Annotated in this window: 10 protein-coding genes; 3 read left to right on the plus strand and 7 right to left on the minus strand. The window is 34.5% G+C overall.

Features of this window, described 5'->3' with window-relative positions; all coding sequences use genetic code 11:
* Positions 1-66 precede the first annotated feature (66 nt).
* The 7 genes from SD960_RS11955 to SD960_RS11985 all read right to left on the minus strand — a co-directional run bounded on the left by SD960_RS11955 (position 67) and on the right by SD960_RS11985 (position 14,555).
* A complete protein-coding gene (locus SD960_RS11955; protein ID WP_318803344.1) occupies positions 67-1,563 on the minus strand; it encodes an aminotransferase class V-fold PLP-dependent enzyme in 1,497 nt (498 codons plus the stop codon).
* Positions 1,564-1,585: 22 nt separating this feature from the next.
* The gene (locus SD960_RS11960; protein ID WP_318803346.1) at positions 1,586-3,586 is read right to left on the minus strand and encodes a protein-disulfide reductase DsbD family protein; all 2,001 of its coding nucleotides are present in this window, start codon (positions 3,584-3,586) and stop codon (positions 1,586-1,588) included.
* Positions 3,587-3,966: 380 nt separating this feature from the next.
* Positions 3,967-6,759, minus strand: coding sequence for a pitrilysin family protein (locus SD960_RS11965; RefSeq protein WP_318803348.1), 2,793 nt, complete (start codon positions 6,757-6,759; stop codon positions 3,967-3,969).
* A gap of 108 nt (positions 6,760-6,867) precedes the next feature.
* Entirely contained in the window at positions 6,868-8,007 is a 1,140-nt protein-coding gene (locus tag SD960_RS11970; RefSeq protein ID WP_318803350.1) for a TlpA disulfide reductase family protein, read from the minus strand.
* 103 nt (positions 8,008-8,110) lie between these two features.
* Positions 8,111-9,517, minus strand: a complete 1,407-nt coding sequence (locus tag SD960_RS11975; protein WP_318803352.1) for a RagB/SusD family nutrient uptake outer membrane protein — start codon at positions 9,515-9,517, stop codon at positions 8,111-8,113.
* 17 nt (positions 9,518-9,534) lie between these two features.
* Complete coding sequence (locus SD960_RS11980) at positions 9,535-13,131, minus strand: SusC/RagA family TonB-linked outer membrane protein (RefSeq protein WP_318803354.1); 3,597 nt, start codon at positions 13,129-13,131, stop codon at positions 9,535-9,537.
* Between the two features lie 272 nt (positions 13,132-13,403).
* Complete coding sequence (locus SD960_RS11985; RefSeq protein WP_318803356.1) at positions 13,404-14,555, minus strand: FecR family protein; 1,152 nt, start codon at positions 14,553-14,555, stop codon at positions 13,404-13,406.
* A 279-nt stretch (positions 14,556-14,834) separates the two neighbouring features.
* Here SD960_RS11985 and SD960_RS11990 point away from each other — a divergent pair, with 279 nt between their 5' ends.
* The 3 genes from SD960_RS11990 (at position 14,835) to SD960_RS12000 (ending at position 19,360) form a co-directional block, all read left to right on the plus strand.
* A complete protein-coding gene (locus SD960_RS11990) occupies positions 14,835-15,437 on the plus strand; it encodes an RNA polymerase sigma-70 factor (protein ID WP_318803358.1) in 603 nt (200 codons plus the stop codon).
* Positions 15,438-16,347: 910 nt separating this feature from the next.
* Positions 16,348-17,043, plus strand: a complete 696-nt coding sequence (locus tag SD960_RS11995) for an ATP-binding cassette domain-containing protein (protein WP_318803360.1) — start codon at positions 16,348-16,350, stop codon at positions 17,041-17,043.
* Positions 17,044-17,068: 25 nt separating this feature from the next.
* On the plus strand, positions 17,069-19,360 hold the full coding sequence (locus SD960_RS12000) for a TonB-dependent siderophore receptor (RefSeq protein WP_318803362.1): 2,292 nt from the start codon (positions 17,069-17,071) through the stop codon (positions 19,358-19,360).
* Positions 19,361-19,363 lie beyond the last annotated feature (3 nt).

Below are 19,363 nucleotides of genomic sequence, written 5' to 3' on the forward strand. Positions count from 1 at the left end.
CCGCTATAAAAAAAGCGGATGAAACTATCTTCATCCGCTTATTGTTCTTAAAATCAAGGTAAAAATTTAAAAAGAAAACCAAAGTTTCACCTCTTCAATTATTGTTTCTTCTTTTACTAAATTATCAAATTCATTTGTGCAAGGATTATATTGATACTCCTTTTGCCATTCTTCATAATGTAGACTTACTTTTTGAATGGCATCACAAATAAATAAAAGCTCCTCATTTGTCATTGTTGGATGCAAAGATATACGAACCCAACCCGGTTTATCAGTTAAGTTTTTCTGAAGAATTCCGTTTGTAATTGCTTTTGATTTATCTGCATCAATATCAAATAAATAATGTGCATAAGTGCTTGCGCACGACCAGCCGCCACGAACCTGAATTCCGAAACGATCATTTAAAAGTCGTACTATTAAATTGTAGTGAATGTTTTCGATTATAAAAGAAACGCAGCCAATTCGTTCGGTTTTTAAATCTCCCAAAATACTTAAACCTTTTACTTTTTGAAGTTCTGAAAAACAAAGATCCAACAATTCCTTTTCTCTGTTTTTCATGTTTTCGATTCCCATTTTTTGTTTTAGTTCCAAAGCCAAAGCCGTACGCATAACCTGCAAAAATCCCGGAGTTCCGCCATCTTCTTTAATTTCTATGGCGTCGCTATAATGATATTCTCCCCAAGGATTCGTGCATTTTACATTTCCTCCTCCCGGATTATCAGGGAAATTAGACTGATACAGCTTTTCATTAAAAACCAATACACCGCAAGTTCCGGGGCCGCCTAAAAATTTATGTGGAGAAAAGAAAATCGCATCCAGTCTTTCTTCGGGATCTTCGGGATGCATATCGATTGGCACATACGGTGCCGAAGCCGCAAAATCAACAAAACAAAACCCACCGTTTTGATGCATTATTTTGGCCAATTCACGATACGGCGTAATGATTCCTGTAACATTCGAACAAGCCGTAAACGAACCAATTTTTAAACTTCTGTTAGCATATTTTTTTATTTCTTCGGATAATATTTTGGGATCAACTAAATTGTTTTCATCGGCAGGCAAAACCACAACATCTGCCATAGTTTCGTACCACGGAACCTGATTAGAATGATGTTCCATATGTGTGATAAAAACCACTGGTCTTTCATCTTCATGAAGCAGTTGCAAACTATAAATATTATCTGCGGCACGCAAACCCATTATTCGCTGTAGCTTTGACAAAGCTGCCGTCATTCCGGTTCCGGTTGTCACCAAAACATCACATTCATTGGCATTTACATGCTTTTTAATTAGATCGCGCGCATGATTATAGGCGTAAGTTGAAGCTTTTCCTGTCTGACTTGAAAATGAATGTGTATTGGCAATCATTGGTCCCATTTTAATACAGATGATTTCCTCAATCGGAGCGTATAATCTTCCGCTGGCAATCCAATCTGCGTACAACAATTTTTGTTTTCCGTAAATAGATTCAAAATGATGATTTACGCCAATTGTATTTTCTCTGAATTCAGAAAAATATTCTTCCAGCTGACTCGTTTCCAGTTTATTCAAAATAGTATTCATTACTTCTATATCTTAAAACAACTTATTTTTTAAAGTTTTTAATTCCCGAATTCAGCCAATTGTAATAATTCTCAATATCAGGATTATAAGCTGATGGTTCTGTCAAATTCGCACTTTTATGATCTACAATTACATAAAATGGCTGAGCGTTTGCTTTATAGGTTTTTATTTGTAAATCGCTCCATTTGTTACCAATTGTTTTTATTTTTTTTCCTGTAGTTTCAGATACATATTGTTCATTTTCCGGCAGCTCTTTTTTATCATCAACATATAAGGAAATCAAAACCACATCATTTTTTAAAACGCCCAAAACTTTTGGATCAGACCAAACCAATTCTTCCATTTTACGGCAATTTACGCACGCATAACCTGTAAAATCAAGCAAAACCGGTTTGCCAGTTTTTTTGGCAAACTCCATTCCCTTATCATAATCATGAAAGGTGATAATATCCTGGGGACCATATGCTGCACCTTCGGGTAAGCTTTCTGTATTTGCTGTTCCTGTATTTTTAGAAAAACCAACTCCGTATGGAGATTCACTGTAATGCATTGGCGGCGGAAAACCACTGATTAATTTTAAAGGAGCTCCAAAAAGTCCGGGAATTAAATAAATGGTAAAACTTAAAACCAGAAATCCTAAACTTAATCTTCCAACAGAAATATGATTTAAAGGAGAATCATGAGGAAGTGTAATTTTTCCGAATAAATAAAAAGCCAAAGTTCCAAAAACGGCAATCCAAATCGTTAAAAATACTTCTCTTTCCAGCCAATGCAATTGCAGAACCAAATCGGCATTTGAGAGAAATTTAAAAGCCAAAGCCAATTCCAGAAATCCTAAAACCACTTTAACTGTATTTAACCAGCCGCCGGATTTTGGCAAAGCATTTAGCCAACCCGGAAAAGCGGCAAATAATGAAAAAGGCAATGCAATCGCTATTGAAAATCCTAACATACCAACAATTGGCGCAATTCCGCCTTTTGAAGCTGCTTCGACCAATAAAGTTCCCACAATTGGACCCGTACATGAAAATGATACAATTGCCAGTGCCAAAGCCATAAAGAAAATACCAATAAGTCCTCCTCTGTCTGCTTGCGAATCGACTTTGTTGGCTAATGCATTGGGCAGCATAATTTCGAAAGCACCCAAAAACGAGAAGGCAAAAACAACCAATAAAATAAAGAAAGTAATATTGAACCAAACATTTGTAGAAAGCGCATTTAGAGAATCGGCACCAAAAACCGCCGTTACAATCGAACCTAATAAAACGTAAATAATTACAATTGAGAATCCGTAAATTAAGGCGTTTCTAATTCCTGCGGCTTTCGTTTTATTTTGTTTTGTAAAGTAACTTACTGTCATCGGGATCATTGGAAATACGCAAGGTGTTAACAAAGCAGCAAAACCGGATAAAAATGCTATAATAAAAATACCCAATAAACCTTTTGAGTTATTTTTTTTATCAGAATCAATTTTATCTTTTTTAATTTCCTTTTCTGCGTCAGCAATATTTTTTTCTTCTGCTGCAACTGTATTTTTTTTTACAGCAGCAGTTTCTTCGGCGGAAGCCAAGTTCTTAACATTGGGAATTTTAAATATTAATTCTTCCGATGACGGCGGCAAACAATTGCTGTCATCACAAACCATAAATTCAACTTCAGCGGCAATGTTTGAAACAGCATCCGAAGTGAGTTTTATTTTTTGTGTAAAAAGCGCTTTACCTTCAAAATATTTAATTTTCATATCGAAGATTTTATCGACTACTTCGTGTCCTTTTCCTTCGGTAGTTTTACCCAATAATTCGAAGTTTTTCTTTTTGAAAGTAAAAGCTGTTGGCGATGGCCCGCCTTCTTCAATATATTGTCCGTACATATGCCAGCCAGCTTGTATTGTGGCTTCGGCTTTTAAAAGATATTCTTTTTCAGAAATTTTTTCAACTGCTGTAGTCCATTTTACGGGATTGTACATTTGTCCAAAAATGCTTCCGCAAAAGAGCAGCATTACTGTTATTATGATATTTTTCATTTGGTTATTTGATTTTTTTTCCTGTGTGTAATTTATATGTATACATAAAAACATAGGTTCAAAAATGACATAGGTCGCCCTTGCTCAAAATAACATATCTTAAAAGCTCAGCGAAAAATTTAGATTTTCCGGAAACTTTCAAACAGAATTTTAAGTCTATGTTTAAAATGTTAAGAATTGTATTTTTTAAAAGAGCTGTCGGCAAAACAGCTCTTTATGGTCTTTCATAGAAAATGGCTTACTAATTCAGATTCTAAAATGAAAAATGAAAGACTGCTATTAAAATTTATTTTTGTTAGGTTTTCAGAGTTCAGAGTGCTACAACTTTGTCAAAGTTTAAAACTTTGACAAAGTTTACTTCAGGATCACAAAAAAGCTATTTATTGCAAAGGCTTACCATCCTTATCAAGAGACCCGGATTTTATGATAATCATTTTATCTAACTGAATGTATTTTTTGATAGCATCGTTTACTTCTTTCAACGTTACTTTCTCAATATCTTTTGGATATTGTTCGATATAATTTGGCTCTAAACCTCTTTCGACAAAACCCAAAATCGTTCTGGCCATACCGTTTGTAGTTGACATTCCTACTTTAAAACTTCCAATTAAATTGGTTTTCTTATTCTCTAATTCTGATGTGGTAATTCCGTCTTTTACCCATTTATCAACCTGAACCATAGTGGCATCCAATCCTTTTTGAAACAAAGTTGGGTTGAAAGAGGCATTTACAAACCAATATCCTCCGGTGGTGATATTTCCGCCTAAACCAGACGAAATGCTATAAGTTAAACCATCATTATCACGAACAGTCTGCATTAAACGTCCTGCAAAACCAGCACCTAAAGTGTAATTGGCAATGTAAAACGGAATATAATCTGCGTCGGCTCTTTTTAAACCTGTGTACTGCCCAATAAATAATTCGGCACTTGGCTTTTCAGGAATGGTAACCACTTCTGTTTTTGATGCTGCTTTTTGAGTTTCATTAAATTTCAACGTTTCAGTCACGCCGCCATTCCAGTTTTTAAATGATTTTTTTAAAGATGCAGCTAAGTTTGCCCCTTCTGTATCGCCCACAATTACAAAATGCATAGACGCAGGACCGAAATATTTTTTATGAAATGCTTTTACTTCATCAAGTGTTGCATTTTTGATATTGGCTAAATCCTCTTCAACGCTTAAATCGTAATTTGGATTTCCTTTTTCATAAATTGATTGTGACAAAGCAATGCTTCCTCTTTCGCCCGGATCGTTTAAGTTTTGCTGTGTGTTTCCGGTAAATTGCATTTTCAGGTTTTCAAATTCAGTTTTGTCAAATAATGGCGAACGCAATTCTTCTGCCAATAAAACAATAACCTGATCCAAATCTTTTTTCAAACATTTAAAACCAATATTGATTTTCGTGTTTGATGCACCAATATTAATGTTTACGCCTAATTTTTGAAGTTTTTCTGAAAATTTGAATTTATCATTAAGCGTAGTTCCTTTTGATAACATGGATGTTGTTAACGAAGGAATCATCGAATTTTTAGTTTCACCTGCAAAGTTTCCTAACGAAATACTTGCTGCAACGGTAACAAAATCTTTGGCAGAAGTTTTTACAGAAACCACATCGATTCCGACAATTTTTTCTCTTTTATAAGATGAAGCTCCTTTTTCAATTGCATTTTCTAAGTTTTCATCAATAGCTTTTGTTGTAGTTTTTTGTTCCGATGAAAGAGCTGAACGACTTTCTTCTAAATGATTATGATTTGTATCTCTATAATAAAACGGACCATTTTCTGGCATGAAATTCCCTGCTTTTGCCTGATCCTGTCCTTGATTTCCAGATTGTTTCGGAATAAAATATCCTGTTGTGCTTTGATCTTCAACTAAATATTTTTGAGCCACACGTTGCACATCGGCAGGCGTTACTTTTTTTAGTCGGTCAACTCCCGTTACAAAATCTGTCCAATCCCCAGAAGCAATTGCTTCATTCAATTCTGATGCAATAACACCCGAACCATCACGTGCCAAAATTGTCTGAGCACTAATTTTTGCCACAACACGATTTACTTCATCCTGCGTTACGCCTTCTTTTTGAATTTTAGCTACAACCTCACTTATTTTGGCATCAATATCTTCATGTTTTGATGTTGTTGGAAAACCAACACCAATGGTAAAAAGTCCCACTTCCTTAAAGTTCGTCGCACTGGCATACGCATAAATTCCCATACGGCTGTCTACAAAAGTCTTGTTTAAAATCGCCGAAGGTCCCGAGCCAATAATTTCACCCAAAATATTTAAAGCCGGTAAATCTTCATGCAAAGCACCCGGAATTTTATAGGCTTTGTTGACAACGCCCAATTCTCCCGGTTTTTTAACCACAATTTTGCGAGGGCCATATTGTTGAGGTTCTTCTGTATACGGTTGTGGCATTTTGTTTGGCGCTTTGGTAATTTTACCGAAATATTTCTCTACTAACTGAAAAACATTTTCTTTCTGAAAATCACCAATAATGGTCAATGTAGCATTATCCGGCCAATAATAAGTGTTATAAAAATTACGTAATACTTCAATTGGTGCTTTTTCTATATCTGATTTCCAGCCAATTGTAGAATGATGATACGGATGTGCAATATATGCCGAAGCCCAGATTTCTTTGTCCAGTAAACTATTTGGGTCGTTTTCGCCTCGTTCAAATTCGTTACGAACAACCGTCATTTCTGCTTCTTTATCTTCTTTTAATAATAGAGAATTGCGCATTCTGTCGGCTTCAATTTCTAATGCCAAACCAATTTTGTCACTTGGCAAAGTTTCAAAATAATTAGTACGATCGTACCAGGTTGTAGCGTTTAATTGTGCTCCGGTATTTTGAAGAACATCCGTAATTGTATTTCCGTTTTTTTTATTGAAAGCTGTAGTTCCTTTAAACATCAAATGTTCAAGAAGATGCGTTGAGCCTGTGTTTCCTAAAACTTCATTTTTAGAACCCACGCGATATACAATTTGAACGGTTGCAACCGGTGATGCATTATCCTGCAAAAGTAAAATATTCATACCGTTTGGTGTGTATAAATATTCTTCTATTCCGCCTAACTCTTTTATTTTCTTAAAGTTAACCGATTTATTTTGTGCTGAAATTAAGGTACAAAACGCTAATGAGCAGTAGCCCAAAAAAATGTATTTTTTCATTTTTTATGATATTTTTTTTAGTTTTCAGTTTTCAGTTTTCGGTTTTCAGTCCCAGTCGCAGTCGCAGTAACTGTGACTGAAAACTGCGACTGAAAACTACGACTAAAATTATGATTTACTAAATATTTCTTTCAATTTTGACTGAAGTGCTTCTTCTCTAAGATTTTTGGCAACGATTTTTCCGTCAGGTCCAATTAAATAATTTGTTGGCACTAATTTTACGCCATATAAAACAGCTGCATCGTTTTTCCATCCTTTTAAATCCGAAACATGTGTCCAGGTTAAGCCGTCTTTTTCAATTGCTTTTTCCCAAAGTTTCTTTTTATCATCCAGAGAAACTCCTAAAACGTCAAAACCTTTGTCATGATAGGTTTTGTAAGCTACAAGTACATTTGGATTTTCTTTTCGGCATGGACCGCACCAGCTTGCCCAGAAATCTACTAAAACATATTTTCCTTTGTAATCAGAAAGTTTAACTACTTTTCCGTTTACATCGGTTTGAGAAAATTCCGGAGCTGTCACGCCAACAGCGGTTTTATCATTAAGATCAATTGCTTCTTTTAGCTGTTTTCCGTAAACTGATTTTTGTACTTCCGGAGATAAAACAGCATAATACGTTTTTACCTGTTCCGGGGTTCCGTATGAAACAATTCGGTCATTAATTACTAAAGCTGCAGCGATTTTATCTTTATTTTTTCTAATAAATTTATCTGTTAAATCATCAGCAAAAGTTTGAAGGTCTTTCCACTTTTTATCCATCATCGTTTGCTGTTCAGCAGTCAGCTTTACTTTTCCGTTTTGAGTTAAAGAATCTGATAATTTGTAAACAGGACCTGCGATACTTTGTATTTTTTTGAATTCGTTATCGTAAAACGATTTGTAAATATCGTTTTGTGCTGCACCGCTTACTTTAGCCTTGAAAATAGAATCTTTTTTGGCTTCGACTTTTATATTTTCATTATCTAAAACAAAAAAAGCACCATATTCTTCTCCTTTTAATTTAATCGTATGCAATAATGGTTCTGAAACTTTTCCTGTAAAGGTAAAAGCGCCGTCTTTATTAATTTGAGCAGAATCTGCTATTGTTTTGTTTCCTTTTTCATCTGTATTTTCGAGATAAACAGTTCCCTTGTCTAATCCGGCAATTGTACCGTTAATAGTAAATCCTTCTTCTTTTTTAGAGCATGAAGAAAGTGCGGTCAGCAGCGCCAATGCAGCAAAACCTGATTTTAAGATTGTACTTTTCATATTGATATTTTTTTGTTTATTATTTTTTTAGTCGCAGTTTTCAGTCCAGCATTGACAACTTTGTCAAAGTCTAAAACTTTGACAAAGTTGTTGCAACTGCATACTACTTACTTACATTTTGGGTAATTGTTCCGTTTCCTGGATTGTTTGTTGCCCCTTGTGGAAATGGCATTGTCCATAAATGCGATTCTGATGATAATGTATACGTCGTTCCAGCATCTACTTTAGTAAAACTCACTTTGTAAACCCCTTCTGCGTTTAATCGACGTGCATCTGCAAAAGGAACAATGGTTAAAATAAGTTCATTGTTTTTTGTTTTAAAAATGGCATTCAAAGCTGTTGCCTGGTCTGAAGTTGTTATATCCTGATACACTTCTGGCAAAATACGGGTTTTACGAACGGTGTTTAAAACATCAAGCGCCTGGGTAATCTGACCTGCGCGTGCAAGACATTCGGCCTTAATTAAATACACTTCTACCGTTGTCATTCCTCCGTAATTAAAATTACCAGACAATATTCTTCTGTAATACGTGTCGGCTCCTACTGTTCTTAGTTTCCAACGCGATAAGAAACGCGCATCTCCGGCTTCAAAACGTGCTGCACGTTCTACAGGTATACTATTTTCTGTTCCTAAACTAGTACTACTGCCGTGACGATAGCTGTAATTTTCAACATAGTTGTATCCCATTGGTGATGGAGTTGTTGTATCAGAATTTGGATCAATGATTATAGCCTTATAGGTATTGTAATTTTGTACCCAGTTATACAATTTATTATTTTCGGCCAAAGCCAAATCTGCATATTTTAAAGCCTCTGTGTAATTGTTCATTTGCAAATACACACGCGCATAAAATGCATAACCGGCTCCCAGATTAGGATGTAAAGCTGTTTGTGACACTTTTGGTAAGTAAGGCAAAGCCTCATTTACATCTTTAAGAATAAAATCATAAATTTCCTGAATACTTACTTGTTTACTTGGTGCATTGATAGAAGCACTAGTAATTAAAGGAACAGATAATTTTGTTGCTGCAGTCGAAGCCTGATATGTATCGGCATAAAAATTGGCCAGATTGAAATAATTCATCGCACGCAAAATCTTGGCTTCTGCCCAAACTGCTCTTTTTTGTTCCTCTGTTGCTTCTGTTGCTGTTAGCGCATTTTCGATAATAAGGTTAAAAGTCGAAATTCCGGCATAACTTCTGTAAAAAGTGCCTTCATCTGCCTGGTTTAACACTATACGATTTGCTTCTTCATCCCACATATAATTGGCTTTTACAAACCTGTCTGATGATATTGAAGCTATGGTTACATATTTATCATTGAGCAGGTTTAATGCTTGTGTAACATCTACGCTCTGGTTGGTATATTCGTCCCGAATAAAAGCCTCAAAATCTGCCAATGTTGTGGGTACTTTTGAACCTTTTGGTACTTCGTCCAAATAATTATCACAAGAGGTAAAAACTAATCCTAATGTTAAAAGGCCTAGTATATTTTTATATATTTTTTTCATCGTGTAGTCTTTTTAAATTAGAAATTAATATTTACACCAAAAACGATAGATGGAGATTGAAAACCATTTAAAAGATATTTAGCATCTCTGCTTTTGGCCAGGGTAAAAACATTTTCTGCATTAAGATTAAAGCGAACATCTTGTAAGCTTACTCTTTTAACCACTTCTTTTGGCATTTGATAGCCCAGCGAAACATTGCTTAATCTCACATTTGAAGCATCCAGAATATTAATATCTGCGTAACGGTAAATATCACGTGAATCTGATATAAAATCTGATTCGTACTCGTATACAACACGCGGTATATTGGTAAACGCTTCGTCTCCGGGCTGTTGCCAACGGTTAACAATGTCTTTATTTACCACGGCAATATCTGTTACATAATCGCCCAATGCACCAGAATAATTATTGTTTAACATCGGTAAAAATGTATTTCTTATTTTGTGACCTAATTCATAAATAAATAATGCCGATAGCGAGAAGTTTTTATAATTTACTGCTGTATGAAATGAACCGCTATGTGTAGGCACAGTTGAACCATAATCCTGAATTGCATCTAAATCTGCCGGATTGTAAATTACTTTTTCGCCTGCTGCATTATAAACCTGCGGTAAACCTTTATCGCTTAAACCAGCCCATTTGTAACCGTAAATAGAATTAAGGTTTTTGCCTACTCTTGGATACGCTTCAGGATAATCTAATTGCAAATAATAAACCGGAGCTTCTACATTTATGTAATCGAGTTTATTTTTATTATATGCATATAAAACAGAAGCATCCCAGGAGAAAGAACCTGTTGTAACAATTGTTCCTTTTAAACTTGCCTCGAAACCTTTATTGGTCATTTTACCATTATTAATTTTATAGGTAGAATACCCCCAGCCTTCTGTTGGAACCCCTACACTGTTGGCCAATAAATCTTCTCCTTTTTTGTTGTAAACATCAAAAGTTCCGCTTAATCTGTTGCCAAAAATTGCAAAATCAAGACCTATATTAGTTGTCGTTGTTTTTTCCCAAGATAATTCCGGGTTTGGTCTGGAATTAATGTAACCCTGCGTTCCTCCAACATTTGGATTATTAGAATACGATGCGGTAAGATAAGGTGCTGAATTTTTAGCTACATTTCCTCCAATACCGTAAGAACCACGAAGTTTAAGCGCATCTACCCAGCTAACTTTAAAAAATGATTCTTTATCAATATTCCATGCCGCACCGGTTGACCAGGTTGGTTTGTTTTGGTATTTATTGTCTGTTCCCCAAAGATTAGAACGGTCCCAGCGTAAACTTCCGGTTACAGAATATCTTTTGTCGTATGTATAACCACCTGTTCCGTACAACGAAACATAACGATTTACTAATTCGCGATCTGCCGCAAAATTATTCTGATTTAAATAACCTCCAAAAATTGGTCCGTATACTTTAAGCAAATCTACCTGATTAACAGGAGTAAAAGTCAAAGTTTGTTCGTCCCAGCCATAACGTGTATTGTCGCTGTATTCTAATTTGTTATGACGTATTTCCATACCTGCAATGGCCGTTACATCGTGTACATTTTTAAACGTTTTGTCAAAATTTAATTGCTGACGAAAATTGTAAGCATTAGAAAATTGATTGCTTTCTTTTAAAATATCACCGTAAGGCAAATTATAAACGGCTTTATTAGAAACAATAGTAGCCAGACCATTTACGGTACTTCTTACATCAAATGATTCTTTTTCTCTTATTTGACTTGTGCGGTCAACACTGTATTCGTACTGAAACATAGCATTGTACGTAAAAGCAGAACTAAATTTGACATTGAATTTTGCAAAAGTCCTGTTTAAAAGATTTTTTCCTTCAATCAAATTTCTTCCCAATTCATCCATTGGTGTAATATCCATGTTATACAAACCATAATCCTGCATGGACTTCAGCGTATAAGCATTGTAACGGGATGCAGCTGTTGAAACAAAATTGGTTCCATCTGCATTTACCAGTTGGTTGTAGGGCTGAAATCTATATCCCGGATTAACCTGGTCTAAACCTGTACCAAGAGGATTATACGTTTGTGTATCGCTTTTGCTGTAACTAGTAAAAGTTCCTACATCTAAAGAAAGCCAATCATTAATGTGGGTAGAATTTTTTAAATTGATACCAACAGATTGGTTATCAGAATACCTGTCTTCAAATTTATTTCCTTTGTAAGTTAAAGATGCATTAAAACTATTTGATTCTGATGCTTTACCCAAGCTTACGTTATGCTGAATAAAATATTGATCGCGTTTTGCATATTTGGCTACATCATCATAATATTTATATCCCTGAGAACCCAATTGATCTAAACGGCTGTTCATATCTGCCATAGAAATATTTCCGGCATAACCGTTTAAAATAGTCTGCATTCCCTGGCTTTTAAAAGCTGCATTGTCTAATAAAGATTGCGAATAAGTGCCACTGTTTGCACCCGTCAAATTAGGATTTCCTGCAGCCCAACCTCTTTCAAGACCAATAATATCTGCAGAATCAGTTAAGTTTCCGGTATAATTTCTATACGGAGTAACCGTTAAATTGCTTGAAAAAGAAATAGTAGCCACTCCTGCTTTGGCTTTTTTAGTCGTAATAACCACAACACCATTTGCAGCACGCGCCCCATAAATAGAAGAAGCAGCGGCATCTTTTAGTACCGTAATAGTTTCAATATCTTCTAAATTCAGGTTCGGAAGATTTTCTTCTAAACTAAAATAAGGCGTATATTTTGTGTTTTCTATCGGAAAACCGTCAATAACATATAAAGGAGTCGTTAAACCATTCATAGAAGTCGTTCCACGAATTTTTCCTTTTTGATATCCTACAACACGACCTTCTAAAATTTTATCTAAACTGCTTAAACGCTGTTCTTTAAAATCCTTAGCTTTCAGGCTTGAAAATGATCCGGTAGATTTTTCAGGCGAAATATTTTGATAACCCGTAGTTAAAACAATTTCTCCCAATTGAAGTGTTTCCTCTTTTAGTACAACATTAATTACACTTTTACCGTCAACTTTAATTTCCTGTCTCACAAATCCCATATAAGCAAAGGCCAAAGTAGTTTCACTGCTAACTGCAATAATTTGATATTCACCATTAAAGTCAGTCTGAACACCTCTTCCTGAACCATTATCAGAAACCGCGGCACCTACTAACGGAACTCCTTTTTCGTCTGTTACTTTACCTTTTACAATAAAATCCTGAAATACTTTTAGAATTGGGTTTGTTACAGGTTCCTGCGGTGCTTTTTTAGCACTTAGAATAATATGAGATCCCGAAATTTTAAAATCCGTTCCTGTATTATTAAAAATTACGCTCAAAATATTTTCTATCGAAGCATTTGTTAGACTAATGTCTATCATTCGATCGAGATCAACAGATCTAACATTATAAACAAATCTGTAATCTGTAGTATACTCAAGCTTTTCTATCACTTTTGCAACAGTCATATTTCTTGCATTAAAAGAAATCTTTGCTTTTTGTGAGTACGAAACTCCAGCGTGCATTACAGATAAAGTGGTCAATAAAAATATTGTAGTCAATTTCATTTTCAAATCAAATTTCAAAAAAGGCTTGTCGAACCTAATTTTGTTCAAGAGTTTTTTCATACTTTTAAATGTTTTTTAGTGTGGTTGGTTAATTAAACTGATCGCATTTTTATCTACCGGAAAATGTTGGCGCATTTTCCGGTTCTTTTTTTAAACACGATCCTTTAGCGGGATTTTTGCTTCATAGGCATTTTTTTATTTTAGATTTCTATTTTAATTTTAGATTGTTGATTTTAGATTTTAGATTCTGTTTTAATTATGTATTATGTATTCTATATTCTATATTCTATATTCTTGCTTCTAACTTCTTGCTTCTAACTCATAACTCCTAACTACCTAATCGTAATCTCATCTTCATCAATCTTATAATCAATAGCATAACTGTCGCTGAAATATTTTAGAACTACTTCTATAGGTTCGTTATCAAAACGGGCGTTAAAAATTTCTTTTCCTAAAACTTTATTTTTATTGATGAAAGTTACATTGTAATGACGCTCGAGTTTTTTAATGATCGACGCAAAAGATTCATTTTTAAACACTAAACTCCCTTTTACCCAGGCCGTATAATAATCTGTATTGACTTCTGCTTTTGTAATTGCCAATTGTCCTTTTACATTCGTTCCTTTTAATCCCGGAGTTAAATAAACCTGATTCTCGTTTGTTTTTTTACCTTTATAAAGCGAAACTTTACCTTCAACCAGCACAATATCAGTGCTTGTATCTTCTGTATAAGAATTCACGTTGAACTTAGTTCCCAAAACTTCCACATCAACTTCTTGTGTATTTACCGTAAACGGATGCGCTTTATCTTTGGCAACTTCAAAATAAGCTTCGCCGGTTAGAAAAACTTGTCGGCTTTTATTTTTGATAAACTGAACCGGATATCGCAATGACGTTCCAGAGTTTAAATGCACAATGGTTCCGTCTGATAATTGAACTTCAAACTTTTTACCGTACGGAATCTTCAACGTATTATAAACCAATTCTCCGCTCGACAAAGTATCTGTATAAACCAGTTTGTTTTTACTTTGTTTTCCGATTATGTTTCCAAATTTATCGGTAACATTTCTCTCTTCAGACGGATCAATCGTTTGTTCTGATTCGTTACCAAATTGTAAAACGATTTCATCTTCCCTCGGAACCACAACATTCTCTTTATGTTGAAATAAAGTCGAATTTGTATAGAAATAAAAACTGCCCAGCACCAATATCAATATCGCTGCATATTTATAATAAGAGGAGAATCTTCTTTTATAGAAAACATTTTTCTCACTTTGAATTCTTTCAGATAATTGTTTTTTCACTTCCGTAGAATCAAAAGTGTACATAACCTTATCAACGGCATAATTCGTTTTTACAAACTCCTTAAACGTGATTTTGTTTTTGTCCTTTTCAAGCCACTTTGTTAGCTTTTCAATTTCTTTTTGATTGGCTTGATTGGTGATGTATTTTACAATTAATCGTTCTGACTTTTTCACTGTCATTTTAGCTATTTTTAATATTATTACGAAGCCAAAAAACAAAACCCTAACAATTTGATAAAGTTTTTTTCATTTTGATGAATTTTATGTTTTTCACAAGTCTTTTCTTTCAATAAAACTATACTAACTCAATAGAAATAATAAAGTAAATGATTTATCTTTGCAATTTTGCTTCTTTTTATTTGTAATAAAATTCAAATAAAAAAAGATAAAATACCGATTCTGAGCGAAATTAAGCCAGTAAATGAATCCTAAAAACGATAAATTTATATATTTGTTTCTATGAAAAATGATGATTATAGCGATAACAACGTACTGATTGAAGCTCTGAGAAACGGAGATGAAAAAGCGTACGCCTATTTAATCGATACTTATCATCATAAACTTTGCGTTTATGCAAACAGTCTGGTAAAAAACATTTACAGCGCCGAAGACATCGTACAAAATGTTTTCATTAAAGTGTGGGAACAGCGCACCAGATTAAAATCAGATTACGCCCTTAAAAGTTTTCTTTATAAATTGGTTTACAATGAATTTATTGATTTATACAGAAAAAACCAATCGTTGTTTTCTCTCGAAAAATCTTATTATGATGCTTTGAATTCTATTGTTTTTGAAGATGATTCAGAATCATTTCAGCGTGTTTTAAATGTTGTAAATAAAGAGATCCAGAACTTACCTCCAAAATGTAAAGAGGTTTTTATTTTAAGCAAAAAAGAAGGTTTAACCAATATAGAAATTGCCGAACATCTTGACGTCTCTGTAAAAACTGTCGAAGCCCAAATCACCAAAGCCTTCTCTATTTTACGCACCTCTCTTGAAGAAAAAGTAAAAAATGTGCTGTTTTTATTATTCGGAAAAAAGAAAAAACTAGAATTAAATTAGAGTAAAGTTTTTTTGTATCGAATGCACAAATTTCCCATCACTTTAATCTTTGTAAAAAAATATTCTGCCACTAATTTCACGATTTAGTGTAAATTCGTGCAATTCGTGGCAAACAAAAATCATTTTAATCATTCAATCCGTGGCAAAAACTACTAAATTAATTCGTGCAAATTAGTTTAATTCGTGGCAAACCAAAAATCATTTTAATCTTCAAATCCGTGGCAAAACAAAAAAAATAAAAAAGTAGTTCTAATTTTATTCTATATTTGCAACCAAGTTGCGTTATTTACCGCAAAAGATTTTCCAAAATCAAGAATGAAGAAAAAGAAATTTTTAATAATTAATCTTTTAATGTCGTTGACAGTATTGTTCGCCATGCTGTTTCAAACGATACATTCTTACGAGCACGTTTATAAGCAATTAACAGAGAAACCTTGCGAACATAAATATAGCGCTCACAAAAACCAAATTACACACAGTCATAATGTAGAAAATAACTGTCCTGTTTGTCATTTTACATTTAGTGCTTTTATTTCAAATTCATTTCATACTTTTTCATTTCAAAAACAAAAGGTTTCGGCTTTAACTGTATTTTTCTACCGTAAAGTCACTTCAATATTTTTTAAAGGCAGTCTCTTTGCTTTACGAGCGCCTCCTACTCTATTTTAGTTTACTTAACGAAATTTATTTAGATTGAACTTTTGCTTTATTTAGAAGCAAAGAACATCACTATTTCATTTTTTTGATGAATGCTAAATCTAAAATGCGCTTTTTCTTACTTGAAGAAACTGGATAATTCGTTAGTAAACAACACCTTCCAAAATTATATAATGTTCTAATTAATAAGCTTTAAAAAGTTCATTAATCAGTAATCTTATTATTAAAATTAAATCCCAAACAAATATAAACCATGCTTACAGCAGAAAATCTGACTAAAAAATACGGCGATAATATTGCCCTAAACAACTTGAATTTAACAATTAACAAAGGGGAAATTTTTGCTCTTTTGGGACAAAACGGTGCCGGAAAAACGACAACGATAAACCTTTTTCTGGGATTTATAAAACCAACGCAGGGAGAAATTAAAATCAATGATATTTCGGTTGTAACCGATGCTGAAAAAACAAAAAAAGATGTGGCTTACATTCCCGAAACTGTAATGTTATATCCCAATCTTACTGGTTTAGAGAACCTTAAATTCTTTTCTTCCCTCGCCGGATTTAACTATTCTGTGGGAGAACTAACTTATTTTCTAGCAAAAGCCGGTTTGCAAACCAAAGCGCACGATCAAAATCTGGGCGGATATTCTAAAGGAATGCGACAAAAAGTGGGAATTGCGATTGCGATTGCCAAAAAAGCAAAAGTGCTTTTATTAGACGAGCCTACAAGTGGTTTAGATCCAAAAGCTTCAAATGAATTCTCTCAAATCCTGAAAGAACTTTCTGCAGACGGAACGGCGATTTTAATGGCAACACACGACATTTTCAGAGCGCGTGAAGTCGCAACACATATCGGAATTATGAAACAGGGAAATCTGGTAACGGTTATTGAAGCTGAGAAAATTTCGGCCAATGAACTGGAAGATTTGTATTTACAAACGGTTTAAAAGGAAATATTCCATCAACATAAAAATGAAACAGATATTTTCCTTTATATTTTTAATAATTGGTACAAATTACATACAATCTCAAACCAATAAAGTTACTGATAGTATTGCTAAAGATTCCACCAAAACAGAAACACTCAACGAATTGCAAACTGTTGAAATTGTAGGTCGGTCTACCAAAAAATACAACAGCGATTATTCTTTTGCAGCGACAAAAACGGCGGCTTTAAACAAAGATATTCCGCAATCTATTTCGACTGTAACCAAAGAATTAATTGCCGATAAAGCCGCATTTTATCTCGCCGATGCCGTGAAAATGACGAGTGGTGTAATTCCGTCAAGTTATTACAACCAATACACCATTCGCGGAATCAGCCAGAACGAAGAAGGTCAGATTATCAACGGAATGCGAACGCGTCAGTATTACTTTTTACAGCCTTTAACCAATAATATCGAACGTGTTGAAGTAATAAAAGGTCCGTCGAGTGCTACATTTTCTTCTGTAGATCCCGGTGGAAGCATCAATTTGGTAACCAAAAAACCATTGGCAACAGACCGAAAAGAAGTCACTTTGAGTGTTGGCAGTTTTAGTACTTTTCGCGGAACACTGGATTTTACAGGACCTTTAAACGAATCAAAAACACTTTTGTATCGCGTAAATGCGGCGTATCAGGAAGCCAAATCGTTTCGTGATTTAGTGAGCAATAAATCGTTTTTGGTTTCTCCATCGTTCAGTTATATTCCCAATGAAAAAACCGCTATTAACGCCGAATTAATCTTAAGCGATATGACGGGAATTCTGGATCGTGGCCAGCCCATTTTTGGAGCCGTTGCCGGAGTTACCAATTTAAAACAAACGCCAATTAGTTTGAATTTGGGTGCACCAAGTGATTTTTTTAAGTCGAAAGAATTGATTATGATGACCAATTTTGCGCATAAATTCAGTTCAAAAATTGGTTTTAATGCCCAATATATGAAGCAATCCTGGACAGAAGATCTTCAGGAACACAGAACAACAAATGCTTTTGCGGTCGATATGAACAATCAGCCTGTAACCAGTTTGGCGATGATGCAATTTGTGCAGCGCGAGCAATATTGGAATGTAGACAATTTAAGTACTTATTTTAATTTTGATATTAAAACCGGAAGTCTAAAACATAAATTATTAGTTGGATATGATTTAAGCAGTTGGAACAAAACCAAAGGCGGCGGACAAAATGCAGCAAGAGGATATTTATTAAATGACGGAACTGTTGCCAGCACTTTTGTTCCTGCAAATGCTTCAAACTATCAAACCATAACGGTTGACGGTGTTGTATTGCCAAAACCAAACGTAAATTTTTTCAACTTAAATAATCCGGTATATACAGTTCGAAGTCCCGAAGATTATACTTTGAATGTTAGAACAGCATTGCCATCTGCATTAACGACAACCAATGCCATTTATATTCAGGATATGATTCAATGGAAAAAATTTACTTTTTTACTGGGTTTGAGAAACGAATGGTTTGAAGACATTACAAATTATGAAACCAACAACGAACTAAAAGTAAAAAAACAGGCTTTACTGCCTCGTGTTGGCGTTACGTATACTGTAAATAAAGCTATTAACGTATATACAACTTATCTTGAAGGCTATCAGCCACAATCAAACACTGTTACTTTAATGCCGCAAACAGGCAGTTTACCAGCCGGAAGCTTATTTGATCCGTTGGAAAGTAATTTGAAAGAAGCAGGTTTAAAAGCAACCTTTTTTGATAATACCATGAGTTTTAATGCGGCAGTTTACGAAATCAATCAACGCAATATTTTGATGAATGCCAATGATCCTGCAAATCCTGATTTATTGGTAACCAGAGGTGCCGAAAGAAGCCGTGGTTTCGAGTGCGATTTGTCGGGATATATCACGCGCGACTGGCAAATCAACGCTTCATACAGTTATATCGATGCCAAAATTGTAAATGATCGCGACGCTTCATTAATTGGTGCAAGAAAACAAAACACACCAAAAAACAGCGCCAATTTATGGACACGTTACAATTTTAACTCTGATTCTGTTTTAAATGATTTCGGAATTGGTTTGGGAATGCAGTATCAAAGCAGCAAAATTCCTTGGTTTACCAGAGATTTTACCCTTCCTGATTTTACCGTTTTTGATGCCGCTTTATATTACAAACCCACTAACAGCAATATGCAAATTGCCATTAATGCGGGCAATATTTTCAATAAAACCTATTGGCTGGGCGCACAAAATTATCTGCGCTTATTTCCTGGCGCGCCACGAAATGCAACGCTAACTTTAACTTATAAATTTTAATAA

The sequence above is a fragment of the Flavobacterium sp. MMLR14_040 genome (assembly GCF_033657265.1).
Taxonomy (GTDB): Bacteria; Bacteroidota; Bacteroidia; order Flavobacteriales; family Flavobacteriaceae; genus Flavobacterium.

Bases quoted from the DNA above. Each gene is read 5' to 3' on its own strand.
- SD960_RS11955 (WP_318803344.1), bottom strand. From the start codon at position 1,563: ATGAATACTATTTTGAATAAACTGGAAACGAGTCAGCTGGAAGAATAT.
- SD960_RS11960 (WP_318803346.1), bottom strand. From the start codon at position 3,586: ATGAAAAATATCATAATAACAGTAATGCTGCTCTTTTGCGGAAGCATT.
- SD960_RS11965 (WP_318803348.1), bottom strand. From the start codon at position 6,759: ATGAAAAAATACATTTTTTTGGGCTACTGCTCATTAGCGTTTTGTACC.
- SD960_RS11970 (WP_318803350.1), bottom strand. From the start codon at position 8,007: ATGAAAAGTACAATCTTAAAATCAGGTTTTGCTGCATTGGCGCTGCTG.
- SD960_RS11975 (WP_318803352.1), bottom strand. From the start codon at position 9,517: ATGAAAAAAATATATAAAAATATACTAGGCCTTTTAACATTAGGATTA.
- SD960_RS11980 (WP_318803354.1), bottom strand. From the start codon at position 13,131: ATGAAAAAACTCTTGAACAAAATTAGGTTCGACAAGCCTTTTTTGAAA.
- SD960_RS11985 (WP_318803356.1), bottom strand. From the start codon at position 14,555: ATGACAGTGAAAAAGTCAGAACGATTAATTGTAAAATACATCACCAAT.
- SD960_RS11990 (WP_318803358.1), top strand. From the start codon at position 14,835: ATGAAAAATGATGATTATAGCGATAACAACGTACTGATTGAAGCTCTG.
- SD960_RS11995 (WP_318803360.1), top strand. From the start codon at position 16,348: ATGCTTACAGCAGAAAATCTGACTAAAAAATACGGCGATAATATTGCC.
- SD960_RS12000 (WP_318803362.1), top strand. From the start codon at position 17,069: ATGAAACAGATATTTTCCTTTATATTTTTAATAATTGGTACAAATTAC.